17 protein-coding genes, 1 tRNA gene and 1 pseudogene are annotated in these 19006 nt (G+C 70.8%); 7 read left to right on the forward strand and 12 right to left on the reverse strand.

Going from position 1 to position 19006, the window contains the following annotated elements; all coding sequences use genetic code 11:
* Window positions 1–22 precede the first annotated feature (22 nt).
* The 4 genes from CP980_RS16700 to CP980_RS16715 form a co-directional block, all read right to left on the reverse strand.
* On the reverse strand, window positions 23–1468 hold the full coding sequence (locus tag CP980_RS16700; protein ID WP_229907319.1) for a DUF2252 domain-containing protein: 1446 nt from the start codon (window positions 1466–1468) through the stop codon (window positions 23–25).
* Window positions 1469–1557: 89 nt separating this feature from the next.
* On the reverse strand, window positions 1558–2205 hold the full coding sequence (locus CP980_RS16705) for a response regulator (RefSeq protein ID WP_165937331.1): 648 nt from the start codon (window positions 2203–2205) through the stop codon (window positions 1558–1560).
* Between the two features lie 20 nt (window positions 2206–2225).
* Window positions 2226–3911, reverse strand: coding sequence for a sensor histidine kinase (locus tag CP980_RS16710; protein ID WP_150530250.1), 1686 nt, complete (start codon window positions 3909–3911; stop codon window positions 2226–2228).
* A gap of 418 nt (window positions 3912–4329) precedes the next feature.
* A tRNA-Leu gene (locus tag CP980_RS16715) sits at window positions 4330–4412 on the reverse strand.
* Window positions 4413–4704: 292 nt separating this feature from the next.
* On the opposite strand from CP980_RS16715, the gene CP980_RS16720 reads away from it, so the two are divergent.
* The 6 genes from CP980_RS16720 to pknB all read left to right on the forward strand — a co-directional run bounded on the left by CP980_RS16720 (window position 4705) and on the right by pknB (window position 12818).
* Entirely contained in the window at window positions 4705–5520 is an 816-nt protein-coding gene (locus CP980_RS16720; RefSeq protein ID WP_048477937.1) for an FhaA domain-containing protein, read from the forward strand.
* 10 nt (window positions 5521–5530) lie between these two features.
* Window positions 5531–6037 (forward strand): FHA domain-containing protein FhaB/FipA, encoded by a 507-nt coding sequence (locus CP980_RS16725; RefSeq protein ID WP_132758167.1) that lies wholly within the window; start codon window positions 5531–5533, stop codon window positions 6035–6037.
* A gap of 144 nt (window positions 6038–6181) precedes the next feature.
* Window positions 6182–7645 (forward strand): Stp1/IreP family PP2C-type Ser/Thr phosphatase, encoded by a 1464-nt coding sequence (locus tag CP980_RS16730; protein WP_189999053.1) that lies wholly within the window; start codon window positions 6182–6184, stop codon window positions 7643–7645.
* A gap of 34 nt (window positions 7646–7679) precedes the next feature.
* Window positions 7680–9104, forward strand: coding sequence for an FtsW/RodA/SpoVE family cell cycle protein (locus CP980_RS16735; RefSeq protein ID WP_123513551.1), 1425 nt, complete (start codon window positions 7680–7682; stop codon window positions 9102–9104).
* Complete coding sequence (locus CP980_RS16740; RefSeq protein WP_132758163.1) at window positions 9101–10576, forward strand: peptidoglycan D,D-transpeptidase FtsI family protein; 1476 nt, start codon at window positions 9101–9103, stop codon at window positions 10574–10576. The genes CP980_RS16735 and CP980_RS16740 overlap by 4 nt, the downstream gene beginning before the upstream one ends.
* 214 nt (window positions 10577–10790) lie before the next feature.
* Complete coding sequence (pknB, locus tag CP980_RS16750) at window positions 10791–12818, forward strand: Stk1 family PASTA domain-containing Ser/Thr kinase (protein WP_132758161.1); 2028 nt, start codon at window positions 10791–10793, stop codon at window positions 12816–12818.
* Window positions 12819–12899: 81 nt separating this feature from the next.
* On the opposite strand, the gene CP980_RS16755 is transcribed toward pknB, so the two are convergent.
* From CP980_RS16755 to CP980_RS16775, 6 genes and pseudogenes are all read right to left on the reverse strand, one after another.
* A complete protein-coding gene (locus tag CP980_RS16755; RefSeq protein ID WP_150528509.1) occupies window positions 12900–13622 on the reverse strand; it encodes a class E sortase in 723 nt (240 codons plus the stop codon).
* Window positions 13623–13635: 13 nt separating this feature from the next.
* Window positions 13636–14466 (reverse strand): annotated as a pseudogene (locus CP980_RS16760) (class E sortase); the annotation flags it as partial.
* A complete protein-coding gene (locus CP980_RS16765) occupies window positions 14448–15086 on the reverse strand; it encodes an aminodeoxychorismate/anthranilate synthase component II (protein ID WP_150528511.1) in 639 nt (212 codons plus the stop codon). The gene CP980_RS16765 and the pseudogene CP980_RS16760, both read right to left, overlap by 19 nt.
* Window positions 15083–15259: a hypothetical protein gene (locus CP980_RS35165; RefSeq protein ID WP_099890577.1), complete on the reverse strand. Its 177-nt coding sequence runs from the start codon at window positions 15257–15259 to the stop codon at window positions 15083–15085. The genes CP980_RS16765 and CP980_RS35165 overlap by 4 nt, the downstream gene beginning before the upstream one ends.
* 89 nt (window positions 15260–15348) lie before the next feature.
* On the reverse strand, window positions 15349–16137 hold the full coding sequence (locus CP980_RS16770) for a class E sortase (RefSeq protein ID WP_150528512.1): 789 nt from the start codon (window positions 16135–16137) through the stop codon (window positions 15349–15351).
* Window positions 16094–16882: a DUF881 domain-containing protein gene (locus CP980_RS16775; protein WP_132758153.1), complete on the reverse strand. Its 789-nt coding sequence runs from the start codon at window positions 16880–16882 to the stop codon at window positions 16094–16096. Before CP980_RS16775 ends, CP980_RS16770 begins: the two co-directional genes overlap by 44 nt.
* Window positions 16883–16973: 91 nt before the next feature.
* Here CP980_RS16775 and crgA point away from each other — a divergent pair, with 91 nt between their 5' ends.
* Window positions 16974–17228: a cell division protein CrgA gene (gene crgA / locus CP980_RS16780; protein WP_030153143.1), complete on the forward strand. Its 255-nt coding sequence runs from the start codon at window positions 16974–16976 to the stop codon at window positions 17226–17228.
* Window positions 17229–17370: 142 nt separating this feature from the next.
* On the opposite strand, the gene CP980_RS16785 is transcribed toward crgA, so the two are convergent.
* Window positions 17371–18246, reverse strand: a complete 876-nt coding sequence (locus CP980_RS16785; protein ID WP_099890583.1) for a rhomboid family intramembrane serine protease — start codon at window positions 18244–18246, stop codon at window positions 17371–17373.
* Window positions 18247–18376: 130 nt separating this feature from the next.
* Window positions 18377–18904, reverse strand: coding sequence for a peptidylprolyl isomerase (locus tag CP980_RS16790; protein WP_099890585.1), 528 nt, complete (start codon window positions 18902–18904; stop codon window positions 18377–18379).
* Window positions 18905–19006 lie beyond the last annotated feature (102 nt).

Raw genomic sequence — 19006 nt, forward strand, 5'->3', positions numbered from 1 at the left:
GGTGCCAGGGGGCCTGACCCGCTCAGACCCCGGCCTCCGCCGCGATCCGTCCGGACTTCACGGCCGCCACCAGGTGCTCGTGGTCCGCCTCGCTTCGGTCCGCGTAGGCCACCGCGAAAGTGGCCATCGCCTCGTCCAGCTCGTCGTTCTTGCCGCAGTACCCGGCCAGCAGCCGCGGATCGGCGCTGTGGGCGTGTGCCCGGGCCAGCAGGGCGCCGGTCATCCGCCCGTAGTCGTCGATCTGCTCGGGGGCCAGCGCCGCCGGGTCCACGCTGCCCTTGCGGTTGCGGAACTGCCGTACCTGGTAGGGCCGCCCCTCCACCGTGGTCCAGCCGAGCAGGATGTCCGACACCACCTGCATCCGCTTCTGCCCGGCCACCACCCGGCGACCCTCGTGCTCCTCGGCCGCGCTCTCGAAGCCCAGCGCGGGCAGGTACGGCAGCAGCACCGACGGCCGCGCCTCCTTCACCTGGAGCACCAGGGGCTCGCCCCGGTGGTCGAGCAGCAGCACCACGTACGAGCGGGTTCCGACGCTCCCGGTGCCCACCACCCGGAAGGCCACGTCGTGGATGGCGTACCGGGCCAGCAGCGGCAGCCGGTCCCCCTGGAGGGTCTCCAGGTACGGGCCCAGCGAGGCCGCCACGGCCGCCGCCTCCCCGTCGCCGACCCGGCGCAGCACCGGCAGCGCGTCCACGAAGCGGCGTGACCCGTCGGCGCCGGCCTCGGTGGACTTGGCGGCGAACCGCGCCGAGGTGTTGTTGCGGGCCTTCTCGGAGACCCGCTCCAAGGTGCCCAGCAGGTCCCGGGCGTCGGTGTGCGAGACGAGTTCCTCGTCCGCGATGGCGTTCCAGGCGTCCAGCGCCGGCAGCTTGGCCAGCAGCCGCATCGTGCGGCGGTACGCGCCCACCGTGTCGTGCGCCGCGGCCCGGCAGGTGTCCTCGTCCGCCCCGGCCACCCGGCCGGCCAGGACCAGCGAGGTCGCGAGCCGCTTCAGGTCCCACTCCCACGGGCCGAACACGGTCTCGTCGAAGTCGTTGAGGTCGATGACGAGCCGGCCGCGGGCATCCCCGTACAGACCGAAGTTCGCCGCGTGGGCGTCACCGCAGATCTGCGCGCCGACGCCGGTCACCGGACCGCCGGAGAGGTCGTGCGCCATCAGGCCGGCCGATCCGCGCAGGAACGCGAAGGGGTTCGCGGCCATCCGCCCGACCCGGATCGGCGCCAGCTCGGGCACCCGCCCGACATTGGAGTCCTCCACGGCCCGCACCGCGTCCGGCCGTCCTGCCGGGGCCTCGAAGTGCGCGTGCGCCGAGCGCGGCACCCGCAGCCGCAGGGCCTTGCCCGCCTCCTTGGGCGAGCCCGCCACGGCCCGGGCCGCGAACCCGCCGACCGCCGGTATCCGCCCGTCGCCGGCCGTCCACCCCGCCGCGTCCGGCTCCGCCACCCGCTGTTCCGGTACCGCCACCATCCGTGCCGCCCCCGCCCGTACCCGTCGTACTGTTCCGGCCCGGCGACCTCGATCGCCCGGCTCACCACATGGATTCGGCCCGACCGTATCTACAGCCCGGCGTCCCTGGCCAGCAGGGCTGCCTGAACCCGGTTTTCGCAGCCCAGCTTGGAGAGGATCCTGCTGACGTACGTCTTCACGGTCGCCTCGCTCATGTGGAGCCGGCGGCCCGCGTCCGCGTTGGACAAGCCCTCGCCCAGCAGCGCCAGCACCCCGCGCTCCCGCTCGCTCAGCTCCGCCACGCGCCGCCGGGCCTCCTCACCGCGCGCCGCGCCCCGCCCGGAGGCCAGCTGGTCGACCACGTGCCGGGTCGCCCCCGGCGAGAGGTAGGCGTCCCCGGCCGAGGCCGCCCGCACGGCGCCGATCAGCTCACCCGGCGCCGAGTCCTTCAGCAGGAAGCCCGCGCCGCCCGAGCCCAGCGCCCGCAGCACGTTCTCCTTCTCCCCGAAGGTGGTCAGGATCAGCGCCCGGACCTCCGGAGCCGCCCGCCCCAGCTCACCGAGCGCGGTCAGCCCGTCCATCACCGGCATCTGGATGTCCAGGAGCATCACGTCCGGGGTGTGCGCGCGGGCCAGTTCCACGGCCTCGCGCCCGTTCGCCGCCTCCGCGACCACCTCGATGTCGGGTGCCGAGGTCAGGATCATCCTGATCCCTGCCCTGATCAGCGGCTCGTCGTCAGCGATCACCACTCGGATCACCTTGGCTGTCACCCGTGCTCCTACTGCTCGGACTCGTACGCCTGCTTGTCGACGAGCTTGCCGTCCTTGAAGCAGAACCGGAAAACAGTATTGGTGGTCAGCCCCGAGTCGTCCGACGAGAGCAGGGCCAGGCAGTCCGAGCCCGCCGGCCGCTCCGGGCCCTTGCGGTCCAGTCCTTCGGTCATGAAGCTGTTGCCGTCGGGCAGCGTCTTGCGGACCGCCTCCTCCGAATCGCCCACCCGGACCTTGTCGTAGTCCTCCTGGCTGATCATCGCGCTGCCCGCCGAACCGACCAGCATCACCACCCCGGCCCCGATCACGATCACCAGCAGCACCACCGCGGCGAAGGCGATCCCGCAGCCCATCGCGACGCCCCCGGCCCGGCTGCGGCCGCCCACTGCAAGTTCCTTGTCCACCGCCGCCCAGTCCATCGGCGGCGCAGCCGCGAACCCGCGGGCCTGTGCCTGGGCCTGGGCCTGGGCCTGGGCCTGCTGCCCGAAGTCATCGGCGATGTCCTCCACCCCGGCCGGCTCCGCCCCGTACGGGAGCACGCCCGCCACCCGGAAGCCGCCGCCCTCCGTCCCGCCCGCGTGCACCATCCCGCCGACCAGCCGGGCCCGTTCCCGCAGCCCCGTCAGTCCTTGGCCACCCGAGACCACCGCGCCGACGCCCGGACCGGCCGCCGGGCCGTTGGCGATCTCCACCACCAGCGAGTCGTCCTCGTACCGCAGCTCCACCGAGATCGGCGCCCCCGACGCGTGCTTGTAGGCGTTGGTCAGCGCCTCCTGCACGATCCGGTACGCCGCGTGGTCGCACGCCGCGACCAGCGGCCTCGGCCGCCCCGACACGGTCATGCGTACGTCGGTCCCCGCGCTCCGCGCCGCCTCGACGATCCCGGCGATCCCGGCCACCCCGCGCGCCGCGGGCTGCGCCTCCTCCGCCGGCACCGGTGCCTCGACCCCGTCCCGCAGGATCCCGACGACCTCGCGCAGTTCGTGCATCGCCGCGACCGAGGCCTGCCGCAGCACGCCCACCGCCTCCCGCTGGCGCTCGGTGAGCTGCGGGTCCACCTCCAGGGCGCCCGTGTGCACGGCGATCAGCGCCAGCTGGTGGCCCAGGCTGTCGTGCATGTCCTGGGCGATCCGCTGGCGCTCGCGCAGCCGGGCCTGCCCGGCGACCATCACGCGCTCCCGCATCAGCTGCCCGTTGCGCTCCTGGAGGGCCTGGAGCAGGGTCCGGCGCTGCGACCAGTAGCGGCTGGCCAGGCCCGGCATCACGGTCATCGCGAGGAACATCAGCGTGGAGAATACGATCACCAGCACGGGCCGCTGGTCGGACCAGGCCTGCAGCACGCTGAAGACGACCGCGGCGAGGAAGGCCACGGTGAACGCCGCCATCGCCCGGCCCACCCCGACGATCCGGCGCCCCGCCGACCAGCCCAGCAACACGGTGACCAGCAACGAGCCCGGCAGGAACGGGGAGACCGCCGAAGCCACGATCAAGGTCGTGGCCGGGAGCCGGCGCCGCGCCAACGTGAGCAGCACCACGGCCGCGGCGCTCGCCGCCATCCGCTGCACGCTGCCGTTGTCCAGCTCCTCGACGCCCAGCCCGAGCAGCGCGAGCACCCCGGCGAGCACCAGGTCGCCCGCCAGCATCCGCCGGGTCCACGGCTCGGGCCCCTTCAGCCAGTCCCAGCCCGCCCGCATCCTCGCCGTCGCATCCACGCGCCCGACCCTAGACACCGCCGCTCCCACGAGGCCTCCCCCTTTCGTCGCGCCCACCGCGACGAAAGTCGTCCGGCGGATTCCGGCGGATTCCGGCGGGTTCCGGCGGATCGACGGCTCCCCCCGGCGGGCGATGGCTGATTCCGGTGCGCCGGGCGTACTCCGGCTCCTGCGCCACGAGCGTCAAGTCCAGGCGTCACAAGGCGTGGTGCCGGTGGCCGGCCGGGGGAGAGCACGGCGGTCTCCGGCAACGCGGCTGCGGCGGGCGGGGCTTGCCCGGTCCTTCCGCCGCCGGAGGGCGGACCGTGACACCGGACACAACGAAGAACCCCCGCTCCGGATTTCTCCGGAGCGGGGGTTCTGTCAATCCAACCTGAGCGGTTCTGTGAACCACCCGAAGTGGGCGAGGGGGGATTTGAACCCCCACGTCCCGAAGGACACTGGCACCTGAAGCCAGCGCGTCTGCCGTTCCGCCACTCGCCCGAGCAGCGCCCCAGTGGATCTTCCCTTTCGGTCCGTTCCCCTGGCGACGTCGAAACATTAGCACGTCGGACGGGGTGGATTCACATCGCTTTCCCCGCACCCCCGGACCCGGCTCGGATTGCCCCTCCCGCACCGCGCTCCCGGTGCGGGACACTGTCCCCGGAGCGCCCCTACGATCCCTTGTGAGTACCAACACTCATGCGCATGGGACCCAGGGGGAACCAGCCGAATCCGCCACGCGTGGATACGATCAGTAAGCAGTACAGGGCGACAACGACGGAGGAGGTGCCCCATGGGAGTCCTGAAGCGGTTCGAGCAGCGACTCGAAGGTCTGGTGAACGGCACCTTCGCCAAGGTGTTCAAGTCCGAGGTCCAGCCCGTCGAGATCGCCGGCGCCCTCCAGCGCGAGTGCGACAACAACGCGACGATCTGGAACCGGGAGCGGACGGTCGTCCCGAACGACTTCATCGTCGAGCTCAGCACGGGCGACTACGAGCGCCTGAGCCCCTACTCCGGGCAGCTCGGCGACGAGCTCGCGGGCCTCGTCCGCGACTACGCCAAGCAGCAGCGCTACAGCTTCATGGGCCCGATCAAGGTCCACCTGGAGAAGGCCGACGACCTGGACACCGGGCTCTACCGGGTCCGCAGCCGCACGCTCGCCTCCAGCACCTCGCAGGCGCCGCCGCAGGCCGCCCCCCAGAACCAGCAGGGCGGCTACGGCTATCCGCCGGTCTCCGCACCGCCGATGCCGGCCGGACCGCCGCCGGGCGCGCCCGCGCGCCGGCCGGGCGCCGCCGGACCGGCCCCCGTACCCACCGGAGGCGCCACCCGGCGCCACTGGATCGAGATCAACGGCACCCGCCACCAGATCTCGCGCCCCACGCTCGTACTCGGCCGAAGCACCGAAGCCGACGTGCGGATCGACGACCCCGGCGTCTCGCGCCGGCACTGTGAGATCCGGACCGGAACGCCCTCGACGATCCAGGATCTCGGGTCCACCAACGGCATCGTGGTGGACGGGCAGCACACCACCCGCGCTACGCTCCGCGACGGCTCGCGGATCGTCGTGGGCAGTACCACCATCATTTACCGGCAAGCCGAAGGGTGAAGCGGGGGCAATGTCAGAGCTGACCCTGACGGTCATGCGGTTGGGTTTCCTGGCCGTTCTGTGGCTGTTCGTCATCGTGGCCGTCCAGGTCATCCGCAGCGACCTCTTCGGTACGCGCGTCACCCAGCGCGGCTCGCGCCGCGGCGGCTCGAACGCGTCCGGAGCGCCGGCGCAGGGCGGCCGCCAGACCGCCGCGCCACCGCAGCAGCGCCAGCGCCGCGGAGCGCCGACCAAACTCGTCGTCTCCGAGGGCACCCTCACGGGCACCACGGTCGCCCTCGCGGGGCAGACGATCACGCTCGGCCGGGCACACGACTCGACGATCGTGCTGGACGACGACTACGCGTCCAGCCGTCATGCCAGGATCTACCCCGACCGTGACGGCCAGTGGATCGTCGAGGATCTCGGGTCCACCAACGGCACGTATCTCGACCGGACCCGGCTGACCACCCCGACGCCCATTCCGCCGGGCGCCCCGATCCGCATCGGCAAGACCGTCATCGAGCTGCGGAAGTAGTACGAGAATGAGCGAGCGGAGCGAGCGAGCCGCGGCAGTCCGGACCACCCAGGACACGGACCCGAGCGCGCTCCCGACCGGAGGGTGGGCAGTGTGGCTCGAGACCGGTTGTACCCGGAGGAAGCGTCGACTGGGCAGGTGCGCATGAGTCTGTCCCTGCGGTTCGCCGCCGGATCCCACAAGGGCATGATCCGCGAGGGCAACGAGGACTCCGGCTATGCCGGTCCCCGTCTCCTCGCCGTCGCCGACGGCATGGGCGGCCAGGCCGCCGGCGAGGTCGCCAGCTCCGAGGTGATCTCCTCCCTCGTGCAGCTCGACGACGACGTCCCGGGCTCCGACATCCTCACGTCGCTCGCCACCGCCGTGCAGCGCGCCAACGACCAGCTGCGCGTCATGGTCGAGGAGGACGCCCAGCTGGAGGGCATGGGCACCACCTTGACCGCCCTCCTGTGGACCGGCCAGCGCCTCGGCCTCGTCCACGTCGGCGACTCCCGCGCCTACCTGCTCCGCGACGGCGTCCTCACGCAGATCACCCAGGACCACACCTGGGTGCAGCGCCTCGTCGACGAGGGCCGCATCACCGAAGAGGAAGCCACCACCCACCCGCAGCGCTCCCTCCTCATGCGGGCGCTCGGCAGCGGTGACACCGTCGAGCCCGACCTCTCGATCCGCGAGGTCCGCACCGGCGACCGCTACCTGATCTGCTCCGACGGGCTGTCCGGCGTCGTCTCGCACCAGACCCTGGAAGAGACCCTCGCCGACTACCACGGCCCCCACGAGACCGTGCAGGCCCTGATCCAGCTCGCCCTGCGCGGCGGCGGACCGGACAACATCACCTGCATCGTCGCGGACGTCCTCGACACCGACAGCGGCGACACCCTCGCCGCCCAGCTGAACGACACCCCGGTCGTCGTCGGCGCGGTCGCCGAGAACCAGCACCAGCTCTTCGACGCGGGCGCCATGCAGACCCCGGCGGGCCGCGCCTCCGGCCTGGGCCGCCAGGCCCCCCCGCCGGCGGGCGCCTTCGGGCCCCCCGGCAGCGGCGAGGGCCCCGGCTACGGATACCCCGACCAGAGCCAGGGCGGCGGCGGCGCGTACGGCAGCTTCGGCGAACCCGACCCGTACGAGGACGACGCGCGCTACGAGGACACGTACGACCACCCGCGCCGGCGCCGCGGCAAAGGGCGCAAGTGGACCACCCGCACCCTGATCCTGCTGATCGTCGCCGGCGCCATCGGAGGCGGCCTCTACGCCGCCCACCGCTGGACCCAGACGCAGTTCTACATCGGCGTCAAGGGCGAGCACGTGGCGCTCTTCCGCGGCATCAGCCAGAACCTCGGCCCGCTGGAGCTCTCCAAGGTGGAGACCGACCGCACCGACATCGAACTGAAGTACCTGCCGCCCTTCAAGCGGAAGCTGGTCGAGGCCACCATCACCGAGACCAGCCTCGACGGCGCCCGTCGGAAGATCGACGAACTCGGCGTCCAGGTCGCCGCCTGCAAGAAGGACGAGGAGCGCCGCGCCGCGGAAGCGCAGAACCCACCAGCACCCGGTCCCAGCCTGACTCCCACGGAGCAGTCGCTGGTCGGCCTCTGCGGCAAGCAGTAGTACACACCCGCGGGCACAGGGGGCCTGCCACACCATGAGCGTTGTCACCAACACGACCACCATCGGCGCCATCGAGCTGCCGAGCCGGCGGAACACCGAGCTCCTGCTGCTCGCGTTCGCCGTGGTCATCCCGATCTTCGCCTACGCCAACGTGGGCCTGTCGATCCACGGCAAGCTGCCGCCGGGCATGGTCGCCTACGGCGGCGGCCTCGCCGTGCTCGCCGGCATCGCCCACCTCGTGGTGCGCCGCTACGCGAAGTACGCCGACCCGCTGCTGCTGCCGATCGGCACGCTGCTCAACGGGCTCGGCTGCGTACTGATCTGGCGGCTCGACCAGTCGGAGCGGCTGCAGAACCTGGCCAAGCGCAGCTTCGGCCACTTCTCCGAGTCGGCCCCCCGCCAGATGATGTACACGGCGCTCGCCATCGCCCTGTTCGCCGCCGTACTGGTGCTCCTCAAGGACCACCGCACGCTGCAGCGGTTCACGTACATCTCCATGGCCGCCTCGCTGGTCCTGCTGATCCTGCCCGTCATCCCGGGCCTCGGCGCCGACGTGTTCGGCGCGAAGATCTGGATCAGCGTCGGCGGCTTCTCCATCCAGCCCGGCGAGTTCGCGAAGATCGTCATCGCGATCTTCTTCGCCGGCTACCTGATGGTGAAGCGCGACGCGCTCGCGCTGGCCAGCCGCCGCTTCATGGGTCTCTACCTGCCGCGCGGCCGCGACCTCGGCCCGATCCTGATGATCTGGGCGATGAGCCTGCTCGTCCTCGTCTTCGAGAACGACCTCGGCACCTCGCTGCTCTTCTTCGGCATGTTCGTGATCATGCTGTACGTGGCCACCGAGCGCACCAGCTGGATCGTCATCGGCCTGGTCATGAGCGTGGCCGGCGCGGCCGTCGTCGGCGCGACGGCCAGCCACGTCAAGGCCCGTGTCACCGCCTGGCTCGACCCCTTCGCCTGCTACACCAAGTCGGGCGCCTGCGAGCAGGTCGGCCAGTCGATCATGAGCTTCGGCTCCGGCGGGGTCCTCGGCACCGGCTGGGGACAGGGCAACTCGGACCTCATCGGCTTCGCCGCCAACTCCGACTTCATCTTCTCCACGGTCGGCGAGGAGCTCGGCCTCGCGGGCGTCATGGCCTTCCTCCTGCTCTACGGCCTGATCATCGAGCGCGGTGTGCGCACCGCCCTCGCCGCCCGCGACCCCTTCGGCAAGCTCTTCGCCATCGGCCTCTCCGGCGCCTTCGCCCTGCAGATCTTCGTGGTCGCCGGCGGAGTCATGGGCCTCATCCCCCTGACCGGCATGACCATGCCCTTCCTCGCGTCCGGCGGTTCCTCCGTCCTCGCCAACTGGGCCCTCATCGGGATCCTCATCCGGATCAGCGACACCGCACGCCGCCCCGCCCCGGCCCCGGCTCCGTCCCCCGACTCCGAGATGACCCAGGTGGTCCGCCCGTCATGAACAAGCCCCTGCGCCGCATCTCGATCTTCTGCGGGCTGCTCGTCCTCGCGCTGCTGATCCGGACCAACTGGCTCCAGTACGTCCAGGCCGAGGACCTCAGCACCCGCAAGGAGAACCGGCGGGTCCAGATCGCCCAGTACGCCACGCAGCGCGGCAACATCATCGTCGCGGGCGGCCAGGCCATCACGGGTTCCGCGGCCACCGACGGCAGCGACTACAAGTACAAGCGGGTCTACACCGACGGCGCGCTCTGGGCGCCGGTGACGGGGTACGCCTCCCAGGCCTTCGGCTCCACCCAGCTGGAGTCCCTGGAGGACAAGATCCTCACCGGCAACGACGACCGGCTGTTCTTCGACCGCACCATCGGCATGTTCACCGGCGAGAAGAAGGCCGGCGGCAACGTGGTCACCACGCTGATGCCGGACGTCCAGAAGGCCGCGTACGAAAAGCTCGACACCAAGACCGGCGCCGTGGCCGCGATCGACCCGCGCACCGGCGCCATCCTCGCCCTGGTCAGCACCCCCTCGTACGACCCGTCCAGCTTCGCCGGCAACTCCAAGACGGACGAGAAGGCCTGGGTCGAGCTGAAGGACAGCCCGGAGAAGAAGCTCGTCAACCGCGCCCTGCGCGAGACCTACCCGCCCGGCTCGACCTTCAAGGTCGTCACCGCCGCGGCCGCGCTGGAGCACGGCGTCGTCACCGACATCGACGCGCCCACGGACACCCCCGAGCCGTTCCTGCTGCCGACGACCCAGACGCCGATGGTCAACCACGCGAAGGGCTGCGAGAAGGCGACGCTCAACTTCGCGCTCCAGGTCTCCTGCAACTCCGTCTTCGCCAACGTCGCCGACAAGGTGACCAAGGACAAGATGCTGGAGACGGCGCAGAAGTTCGGCTTCAACAACGACAAGATCGACACCCCGGTCCGGGCGTTCGCCAGCGTCTACGACAAGAACATGGACCGGCCGGGCAACTCGCTCTCCGCGATCGGCCAGTTCAACACCGCCGCCACCCCGCTCCAGATGGCGATGGTCGCCGCGGCCGTCGCCAACGACGGCAAGCTGATGAAGCCGTACATGGTCGACCAGCTCACCGCCCCCAACCTCGACGTCATCGAGAAGCACGAGCCGCAGGAGATGAGCCGCCCGCTCTCGCCCGCCAACGCGCAGAAGCTCCAGAAGATGATGGAGAACGTCGTCGAGAACCCGAACGGCACCGGCGGCTCGGCCAAGATCAAGAACGTCACGGTCGGCGGCAAGACCGGTACGGCCCAGCACGGCGAGAAGAACGCCAAGCGCCCGTACGCCTGGTTCATCTCCTACGCGAAGACGGACAAGGGCTCCCCGGTCGCGGTCGCCGTGGTCATCGAGGACAGCAACGCCGACCGCGAGGACATCACCGGTGGCGGTCTTGCGGCCCCCGTCGCGAAGGCCGTCATGGAAGCCGTTCTGAAGAACCAGAACAAGGGCTGACGGGCGGGCGCAAGGGACCAGCAGGGGCGCAGGAGCCCAACCGGAGTGATCCACATCACTGTTGCCGCCCGGATCCGAGCGTACTGTACCGGTCCGGTATCAGCCTGTGGTCACGAACCGATCACCGACGATCGGCCGGTAGCCTTTGCGCGAACAGCACACCGCCGGACCACACACGGGTGCGGTCGGGACTGACGGAGAGGGCTGCAACGTTATGGAAGAGCCGCGTCGCCTCGGCGGCCGGTACGAGCTGAGCCACGTGCTCGGCCGCGGTGGCATGGCCGAGGTCTACCTCGCCCACGACACCCGGCTCGGCCGTACCGTCGCCGTCAAGACCCTGCGCGCCGACCTCGCCCGCGACCCGTCCTTCCAGGCCCGGTTCCGTCGCGAGGCCCAGTCGGCCGCGTCGCTCAACCACCCGGCGATCGTCGCGGTCTACGACACCGGCGAGGACTACGTCGACAACATCTCCATCCCGTACATCGTGATGGAGTACGTCGACGGCTCCACCCTGCGCGAGCTCCTGCACTCCGGCCGCAAGCTGCTGCCCGAGCGCACCCTGGAAATGACCATCGGCATCCTCCAGGCACTCGAATACTCGCACCGCGCCGGCATCGTGCACCGTGACATCAAGCCCGCCAACGTGATGCTCACCCGCACCGGCCAGGTCAAGGTCATGGACTTCGGCATCGCCCGGGCCATGGGCGACTCCGGCATGACCATGACGCAGACCGCGGCCGTCATCGGCACCGCCCAGTACCTCTCCCCGGAGCAGGCCAAGGGCGAGCAGGTCGACGCGCGCTCCGACCTGTACTCCGCCGGCTGCCTGCTGTACGAACTCCTCAGCGTCCGGCCGCCGTTCATCGGCGACTCGCCGGTCGCCGTCGCGTACCAGCACGTACGGGAAGAACCGCAGCCGCCGTCGAACTTCGACCCCGAGATCACGCCCGAGATGGACGCGATCGTCCTCAAGGCGCTGGTCAAGGACCCCGACTACCGCTACCAGTCCGCCGACGAGATGCGCGCCGACATCGAGGCCTGCCTCGACGGCCAGCCCGTCGCGGCCGCGGCGGCCATGGGGGCGCCCGGCTACGGCTACCCCGACCAGGGGCACGCCTACGGACACCAGGGCTACGACCAGCCCACCACCGCCCTGCGCACGGCCGACGCCGGCCAGACCTCGATGCTCCCGCCGATGCCCCCGGGCGACGGCGGTTACCCGGGCCAGGGCCAGGGCGGCTACGACCAGAACGGCCACGGCCGCCGCCAGCAGAAGAAGAGCAAGGCCTCGACGATCCTGCTGGTCACGGCCGGCATCCTCGTCCTGGTCGGCGCGATCCTGATCGGGCGCTCCGTCTTCGGCGGCGGCGCCGACAACCGGCCCAACGTGCCCAAGTTCATCGGCGAGACCCTGGAGGCGGCCCAGAAGGCGGGCGACAACGTCGGCCTCAAGGTCGAGAAGGAAGCCGACGAGCCCTGCGACAACCAGCCCAAGGGCAACATCTGCTCGCAGAACCCGGCACCGGACACCAAGGCCGACAAGGGCTCCACGGTCAAGGTCAAGGTCTCCTCGGGCGCACCGAACCTGCCGGTGCCCAACGTCGTCAACCTGAAGTTCGAGGACGCGGAGAAGGCGCTCAAGGAGAAGGGCTTCGCGGTCGACAAGAAGACCCAGGAGTCCGACCGGCCCGCCGGCACCGTCCTGGACCAGGACCCCAAGAGCGGCACGGCCCAGAAGGGCTCGACCGTCACGCTGACCGTCGCCAAGGAACAGGCGAAGGCCGAGATGCCGGACCTCCTCGGGAAGACCAGGGAGGCGGCGATCAAGGCGCTGAACGACGCCAAGCTGAAGCTCGGCAGCCAGACGGAGGTCGACTCCCCGGGCGCCCAGCCGAAGACGGTCGTCCAGCAGCAGTACCAGGCGGGTGAGCAGCTCGCGGTGGGCACGACGGTCAACATCCAGATCGCCAAGGCCGCGCAGCAGACCCAGGTCCCGCAGCTGCTGGGCAAGACGGTCGCGCAGGCCAAGGCGGACCTCGCCACCCGCGGCCTGAACCTCCAGGTCATCGGCGGCCCGACGGACGACAAGGCGGTCATCGTGCAGAGCGATCCCCCGGCGGGCACCCCCGTCGAAGCGGGCCGCGTCATCAACGTCACGACGCTGGCCGGCCAGCAGGACGGCGGCAACGGCAACAACGGCGGCAACGGCTGGTTCGGCGGCCTCACGGGCGGCCGGAACTAGCCGGGACGCCCCCCGGGGCCCGGAGCGCGCGAAAGCCCCGGTGAGCGGCCTCAGAGCCGCTCACCGGGGCTTTTTCGCGTGTCAGCGCAGCTCGGCCGGGGGCGTGCGCTGCGCGTCGACCTTCTCCGTACGCACCAGTTCGCCCCACACGATGTACCGGAACTTCGACGTGTACACCGGCGTGCAGGTCGTCAGCGTGATGAAGCGGCCCGGCGCCGTCCGGCCCGATTCCTTGGGGACCGCCGAGATCACGTCCACGTTGTACTTCGACGTCTGGCGCAGCTCCGCGAAGACCTTGTACACGTACCAGGTGTCCCGCGTCTCGAAGACGACCGCGTCGCCGTTCTTCACCTTGTCGATGTCGTGGAACTTCGCGCCGTGCCCGTCCCGGTGCGCCGCCAGGGCGAAGTTCCCCGAGGCCTCCCACGGCAGGGCCGCCTTCACCGGGTCCGTGTAGTACCCGGCCACGCCGTCGTCGAGGACGTCCGGCGCCGTGCCCTTCTTGACCAGGACCTCGCCGTTCTTCATCGCCGGGACGTGCAGGAAGCCGATGCCGTCCTGGGTGTCGAGCGCCCCCGGCGCCGCGGCCCCGTTCGCGCCCGGCGCGGTCTGCCACTGCTGGCGGATCTCGTTGCCGCGCGCCGCCGCCTGCCGGTCCGCGAGCACGTTCGTCCACCACAGCGAGTACACGACGAACAGGCCGAGGACGAGGCCCACCGTGATCAGGAACTCGCCCAGCAGGCTCAGGAACCCGGCGAGCACACTGCGGCTCGGCGGCGGCGACGGCGACGCGGCACGTGACACTGCTTGTTCGTCCTTACGGGCTGGCCAGGGCGGGCGGAGCGCCCTGGCTGCGGGGGCGTTCGTCGGTCATCCTGCCCCATACGATCATCCGGTAGGTGCTCGTGAACTCGGGAGTGCAGGTCGTCAGCGTGATGTACCGGCCCGGGGCGGTGAATCCCGATCCCTCCGGCACGGGTTTGATCACCGACACGTTCGTCGGCGGTGTCTGCGCCAGCGACGAGGTGATCTCGTACGTGTAGTACGCGTCCCGGGTCTCGACCACGACCGGGTCCCCCGGCACCAGCCGGTTGATGAAGCGGAACGGTTCGCCATGGGTGTTGCGGTGGCCCGCCAGCGCGAAATTACCCTGCTTGTCGGCCGGCATCGCCGACTTCAGCGGACCGTCCCCGTAGTGCCCGACCATTCCCTTGTCGAGCACCTTCGGCTTGCTGACCCCCTCCGCCACCGGCACCTTCACGTCCAGCTTCGGGATGTGGAGGATCGCGAAACCCTGCCCCGGCTCGAACGCCGAGACCTGCGGGGCGGCGGCGGCCCCGTCCGGGGCCCGCTCCCAGTTCTGGCGCAGCGAGCCGGCCGCCCCGTTCGCCGTCCGCTCCGCCAGTACGTTCGTGTACCAGAGCTGGTAGGCGACGAACAGCAGCATCACCACGCCCAGGGTGATGAACAGCTCCCCGGCGAGCCGGCTCAGGACGACCACCGGGCCGCCCGACGCGGGCCGCCTGCGCCGACGGCCCCCGCCGCGCCTGCGCGCGCGCTTCGCGGCCTCCTGAGCTGCCCTGCGCCGCGCGGCCCGGCCCTCCGTGGGCGCGGACGGCGCGACCGCGGTCACGCGACGGCCTTGCCCACCACCGGGGCCAGCCCCACCGAGCGCTCGACGGCCCCCGCGTCCCCGCAGCGCACCAGCCAGTTCGCGAGCATCCGGTGGCCCCACTCGGTCAGCACCGACTCGGGGTGGAACTGCACGCCCTCGACGTCGTGCTCCCGGTGCCGCAGCCCCATGATGATCCCGTCCTCGGTGCGCGCGGTGACTTCCAGCACGTCCGGCAGGGTCTGCGGCTCGGCCGCGAGCGAGTGGTAGCGGGTCGCCGTGAAGGGCGAGGGCAGCCCCGTGAAGACGCCGAGGCCCTCGTGCACCACCGGCGAGGTCTTCCCGTGCAGCAGTTCGGGGGCCCGGCCCACGACCCCGCCGTACGCCACGGCCATGGACTGCATGCCGAGGCACACGCCGAAGACCGGGACGCCGGTGTCGGCGCAGTGGCGGACCATGTCGACGCAGACGCCCGCCTGCTCCGGCGTGCCCGGTCCGGGCGACAGCAGCACGCCGTCGAAGCCGTCCTGCGCGTGGGCGAGTTCGACCTCGTCGTTGCGCAGCACCTCGCACTCCGCGCCGAGCTGGTACAGGTACTGGACCAGGTTGAAGACAAAGCTGTCGTAGTTGTCGACAACCAGAATGCGCGCGCTCACGGAGTGGCTCCCGATCCCTCGTCCACCGTTACGTCGTTGAACGGGAGGAGCGGCTCGGCCCACGGGAAGACGTACTGGAAGAGCACGAAGACCACTCCGAGGACCAGTACGAGGGAGATCAGCGCGCGAATCCACGCGTTGCCCGGCAGATGCCGCCAGATCCAGCCGTACATGCCGTCTGTTTCCTATCCGTCCACGATCGACCACCGCACCGCGGGGGCGGTACGCGAACAGACTAAAGCCAGTGACCCGGCCGGGTGGGTCAGCTCCGCAAACCCTCCGGGCGGCCCTGGGCGGCCGTGCGGGTCTGCGTCAGCTCCGCCCAGACGACCAGCCGGTGGCTGTGGCCCCACTCCGGATCGCAGGTCGTGAGGGTCAGGTACCGCCCCGGGCCGGTGAAGGGAGAACGGCGGGGCACCGGGTCGACCACCCCGACGTCGGTGGGCAGGGTGCGCAGCGGCTCGCTGCGGACCGTGTACGTGTACCAGGTGCTCGCGTCCTTGAGGATCACGGCGTCGCCCGGGCGCAGCTCGGGGAAGTCCTTGAAGGGGTCGCCGTACGTCCGCCGGTGGCCCGCGACCGAGAAGTTCCCGGTGCCGCCGAGGGGCGCGGTGCCCGCGTAGTGGCCGAGGCCCTTCTTCAGCAGCTCCGTGCCGGTGCCCTCCAGGACCGGCTTGTTCCAGTCCGGCCCGAAGCGCGGGATGTACATCTCGGCGAAGGCCCGGCCGGCCGGGTAGGCGGCCTGGTCCCGCGCCGGGGGCGCGGGCTGCGGCGACGCCGCGGGGGCGGCGGAGGGGGTCGCCGACGGGGCCGGGGAGGGGGTGGCGGGCGCCGCGGCGGCCGGCGCCGCGGCCCAGCCGTCCCGCATCCGGGCCATCTCCCCGTCCATGGCCCGGTCGGCCTTGACCCCGGTCCACAGCAGGACGTACGCCACGAACAGCACGATCAGCGTGCCCGCCGTCAGGCAGACCTCGCTGACCGTCCGCACCACCAGGCGCAGTACGACGTCACGGCGTACTGCTCGCGGAGGCGGATTCCAGCGGCTTCGCATAGTGGAGGTCCACTGTGCCGGAGTAGCCGGGGAGTGTCAGCTCCTTGTGCTCGTCCACTTTCCAGCCGAGCCCGTACGCCGTCACGTACTGCTGGTAGTTCTGCAGGGCCGGGGAGGCGGCGAGCGCCTTGCGCAGCGCGGCCGGGTCCCCGACCGCCGTCACCTTGTACGGGGGCGAGTAGACGCGCCCCTGGAGGATCAGCGTGTTGCCCACGCAGCGCACCGCGCTGGTGGCGATCAGCCGCTGGTCCATGACCTGGATGCCCTGGGCGCCGCCCTGCCACAGGGCGTTCACCACGGCCTGGAGATCCTGCTGGTGGATCACCAGGTCGTTGGGCTGCGGCTCCGGCACGTTGGGAATGCGGGCGGCGGCGTTCGGCGGGGCGTCGTTCAGGGTGACGGTGAGGCCCTTGCCGGACAGCGCCTCGGTGCCGGAGGCGATGCGCAGGGCGGCGAGCTTGGCGTCCTCGGCCTTGGTGCTGCCGTCGTCGCGCTCGGCGAGGGTGTCCACCCGGTCGCGGACGGCGGCGGTGCTCTGTTCGAGCAGCGCGTTGTTCTGGCTGCGCTCGTGGATGAGGTCCGAGAGCTTGAGGAGCGAGGCGTCCGTCCGGATGTTCGTACCCTTGGACGTGTTGAAACTGGTGACGAAGATGAGACCGGCCAGGGCGAAAACGGCGGCCGTCAGCAGCCGGACCGGCCTGGCCCGGCGACGGGGACCCGCGGAGGAGTCGTCGGAATTGCTCAACGTACCCTTCTCCTTCAACGCCACAGGTCCACTACGCTAACGGACGCCCGGGGCAGGCAAGGTCCCCAGCGCATCGACAGGAGAGCCCCTCGTGCCGAAGTCACGTATCCGCAAGAAGGACGACTACACGCCGCCGCCGGCGAAGCAGGCGCAGACGATCAGGCTGACCAACCGCAGCTGGGTCGCCCCGGTCATGCTGGCGTTCTTCCTGATCGGTCTCGCGTGGATCGTCGTCTTCTACGTGACAGAGACCCAGCTGCCGATCGAGGCGCTGGGCAACTGGAACATCGTGGTCGGATTCGGCTTCATCGCGGCGGGATTCGGCGTGTCCACGCAGTGGAAGTAGCCGGTCCCCGGTCGGACGCCGCACAGCACACGCGCACCGGGTCCGACAAGCTCTCCCCATGAGTTATCCACAGCGTCATCCACACCTGAGGAAAAGACAGAAGATCTGTGGATAACTCTGTGGAGTGTTGACGCCGGTGTGATCAGGTGAGTTCGGCCGTACGGATCAGGACCACCGCCGCTGCCAGCAGGAACGCCGCAGCGCAGGTCCCCCACTGGATCAGCGTGCGGGTCCTGCCGGCGGCCGGTCCGACCATGCCCAGACCCACCAGCAGACCGGTCACCAGGCCCCCGATGTGGGCCTGCCAGGACACGGACAGGCTGCCGCCGAAGGGTACGAAGGTCAGCACCAGCATGAGCACGACCATGGTGATGACCGGCCGCATCTCGTAGCGCAGGCGGCGCACCAGCACCACGGTCGCGCCGAGCAGGCCGAAGATCGCGCCGGAGGCGCCGAGGGTCGGCGTGTTCGGCGCGGTCAGCAGGTAGACGAGGGCGCTTCCGCCCAGCCCCGACAGCAGGTACACGGCGAGGTAGCGGACCCGGCCCAGAGCCGCCTCCAGCGGGCCGCCGATCACCCACAGGGCCAGCATGTTGCCCCCGATGTGCCACCACTCCACGTGCAGGAACACCGAGCTCAGCAGCCGGTAGTACTGGCCGGTGGAAATCCCTTCCACCGGGCCGCCGAAGTACTCGACGTACCGCCCCAGCAGCTCCAGCTGGACGACGACCGCCGGCGCGAGCAGGCCCACCAGGAACACCGCGGCGTTGATCCCGATCAGGACCTTGGTGACGAGGTGCGGATCGGCGGAGACCACCCCGCCCGCGACGGTGCGCGGCACGTTCGCCGCGGGGGCGTGCCCCGTACCGGAGCCGTCGCGGACGCAGTCGGGGCACTGGAAGCCGACCGAGGCGCTGATCATGCACTCGGGGCAGATGGGGCGCTCGCAGCGCGCGCAGCGGATCCCCGTGTCGCGGTCCGGGTGGCGGTAGCAGCCCGGCAGACGGTCGGTGTCCATCGGTCCCCTCGGTCAGCGGCGGGGCGGGCGGTGCACCCCGCCGGTCGTCCGGCTGTGGCCCCGGCGGGTTCCACGCATGCAGGACGGACGGGCGGGGCGGAAAGGTTCCCGGTGTGCCCGTACGGGAGGGTCAGCGCTTCTCGACGACGACGGACTGGATGATCACGTCGTCGAGGGGGCGCTCGGTGCGCGGGTTCGTGCGCAGGCCCGCGATGTCGTCCACGATCTTCTGGCTGGCCTTGTCGGTGACCTCGCCGAAGATGGTGTGCTTGCGGGTCAGCCAGGCGGTGGGCGCGACGGTGATGAAGAACTGGGACCCGTTGGTGCCCGGGCCGGCGTTGGCCATGGCCACCAGGTACGGCTTGGTGAAGGCCAGGTCGGGGTGGAACTCGTCGGCGAACTGGTAGCCGGGGCCGCCGGTGCCGTTGCCGAGCGGGTCGCCGCCCTGAATCATGAACCCGCTGATGACGCGGTGGAAGACGGTGCCGTCGTACAGCGGATCGGTGGTCTTCTGGCCGTCGGTGGGACGGGTCCATTCGCGGGCGCCCGTGGCCAGCTCCACGAAGTTCTTGACCGTCTTCGGAGCGAAGTTGGCCAGGAGCTCGATCTCGATGTCGCCGTGGTTCGTCTTCAGGGTGGCGTAGAGCTTCTCGGCCACGGATCTGCCTTCCATAGTCGTCACTGTCGGTTCCAGATCCTCCCACGGAGCGCCGCACGGCACAGAAATCCTCCACCCGTATGCCCTGTCACGCATGCCGCC

The sequence above is a fragment of the Streptomyces vinaceus genome, assembly GCF_008704935.1.
Lineage (GTDB): Bacteria > Actinomycetota > Actinomycetes > Streptomycetales > Streptomycetaceae > Streptomyces > Streptomyces vinaceus.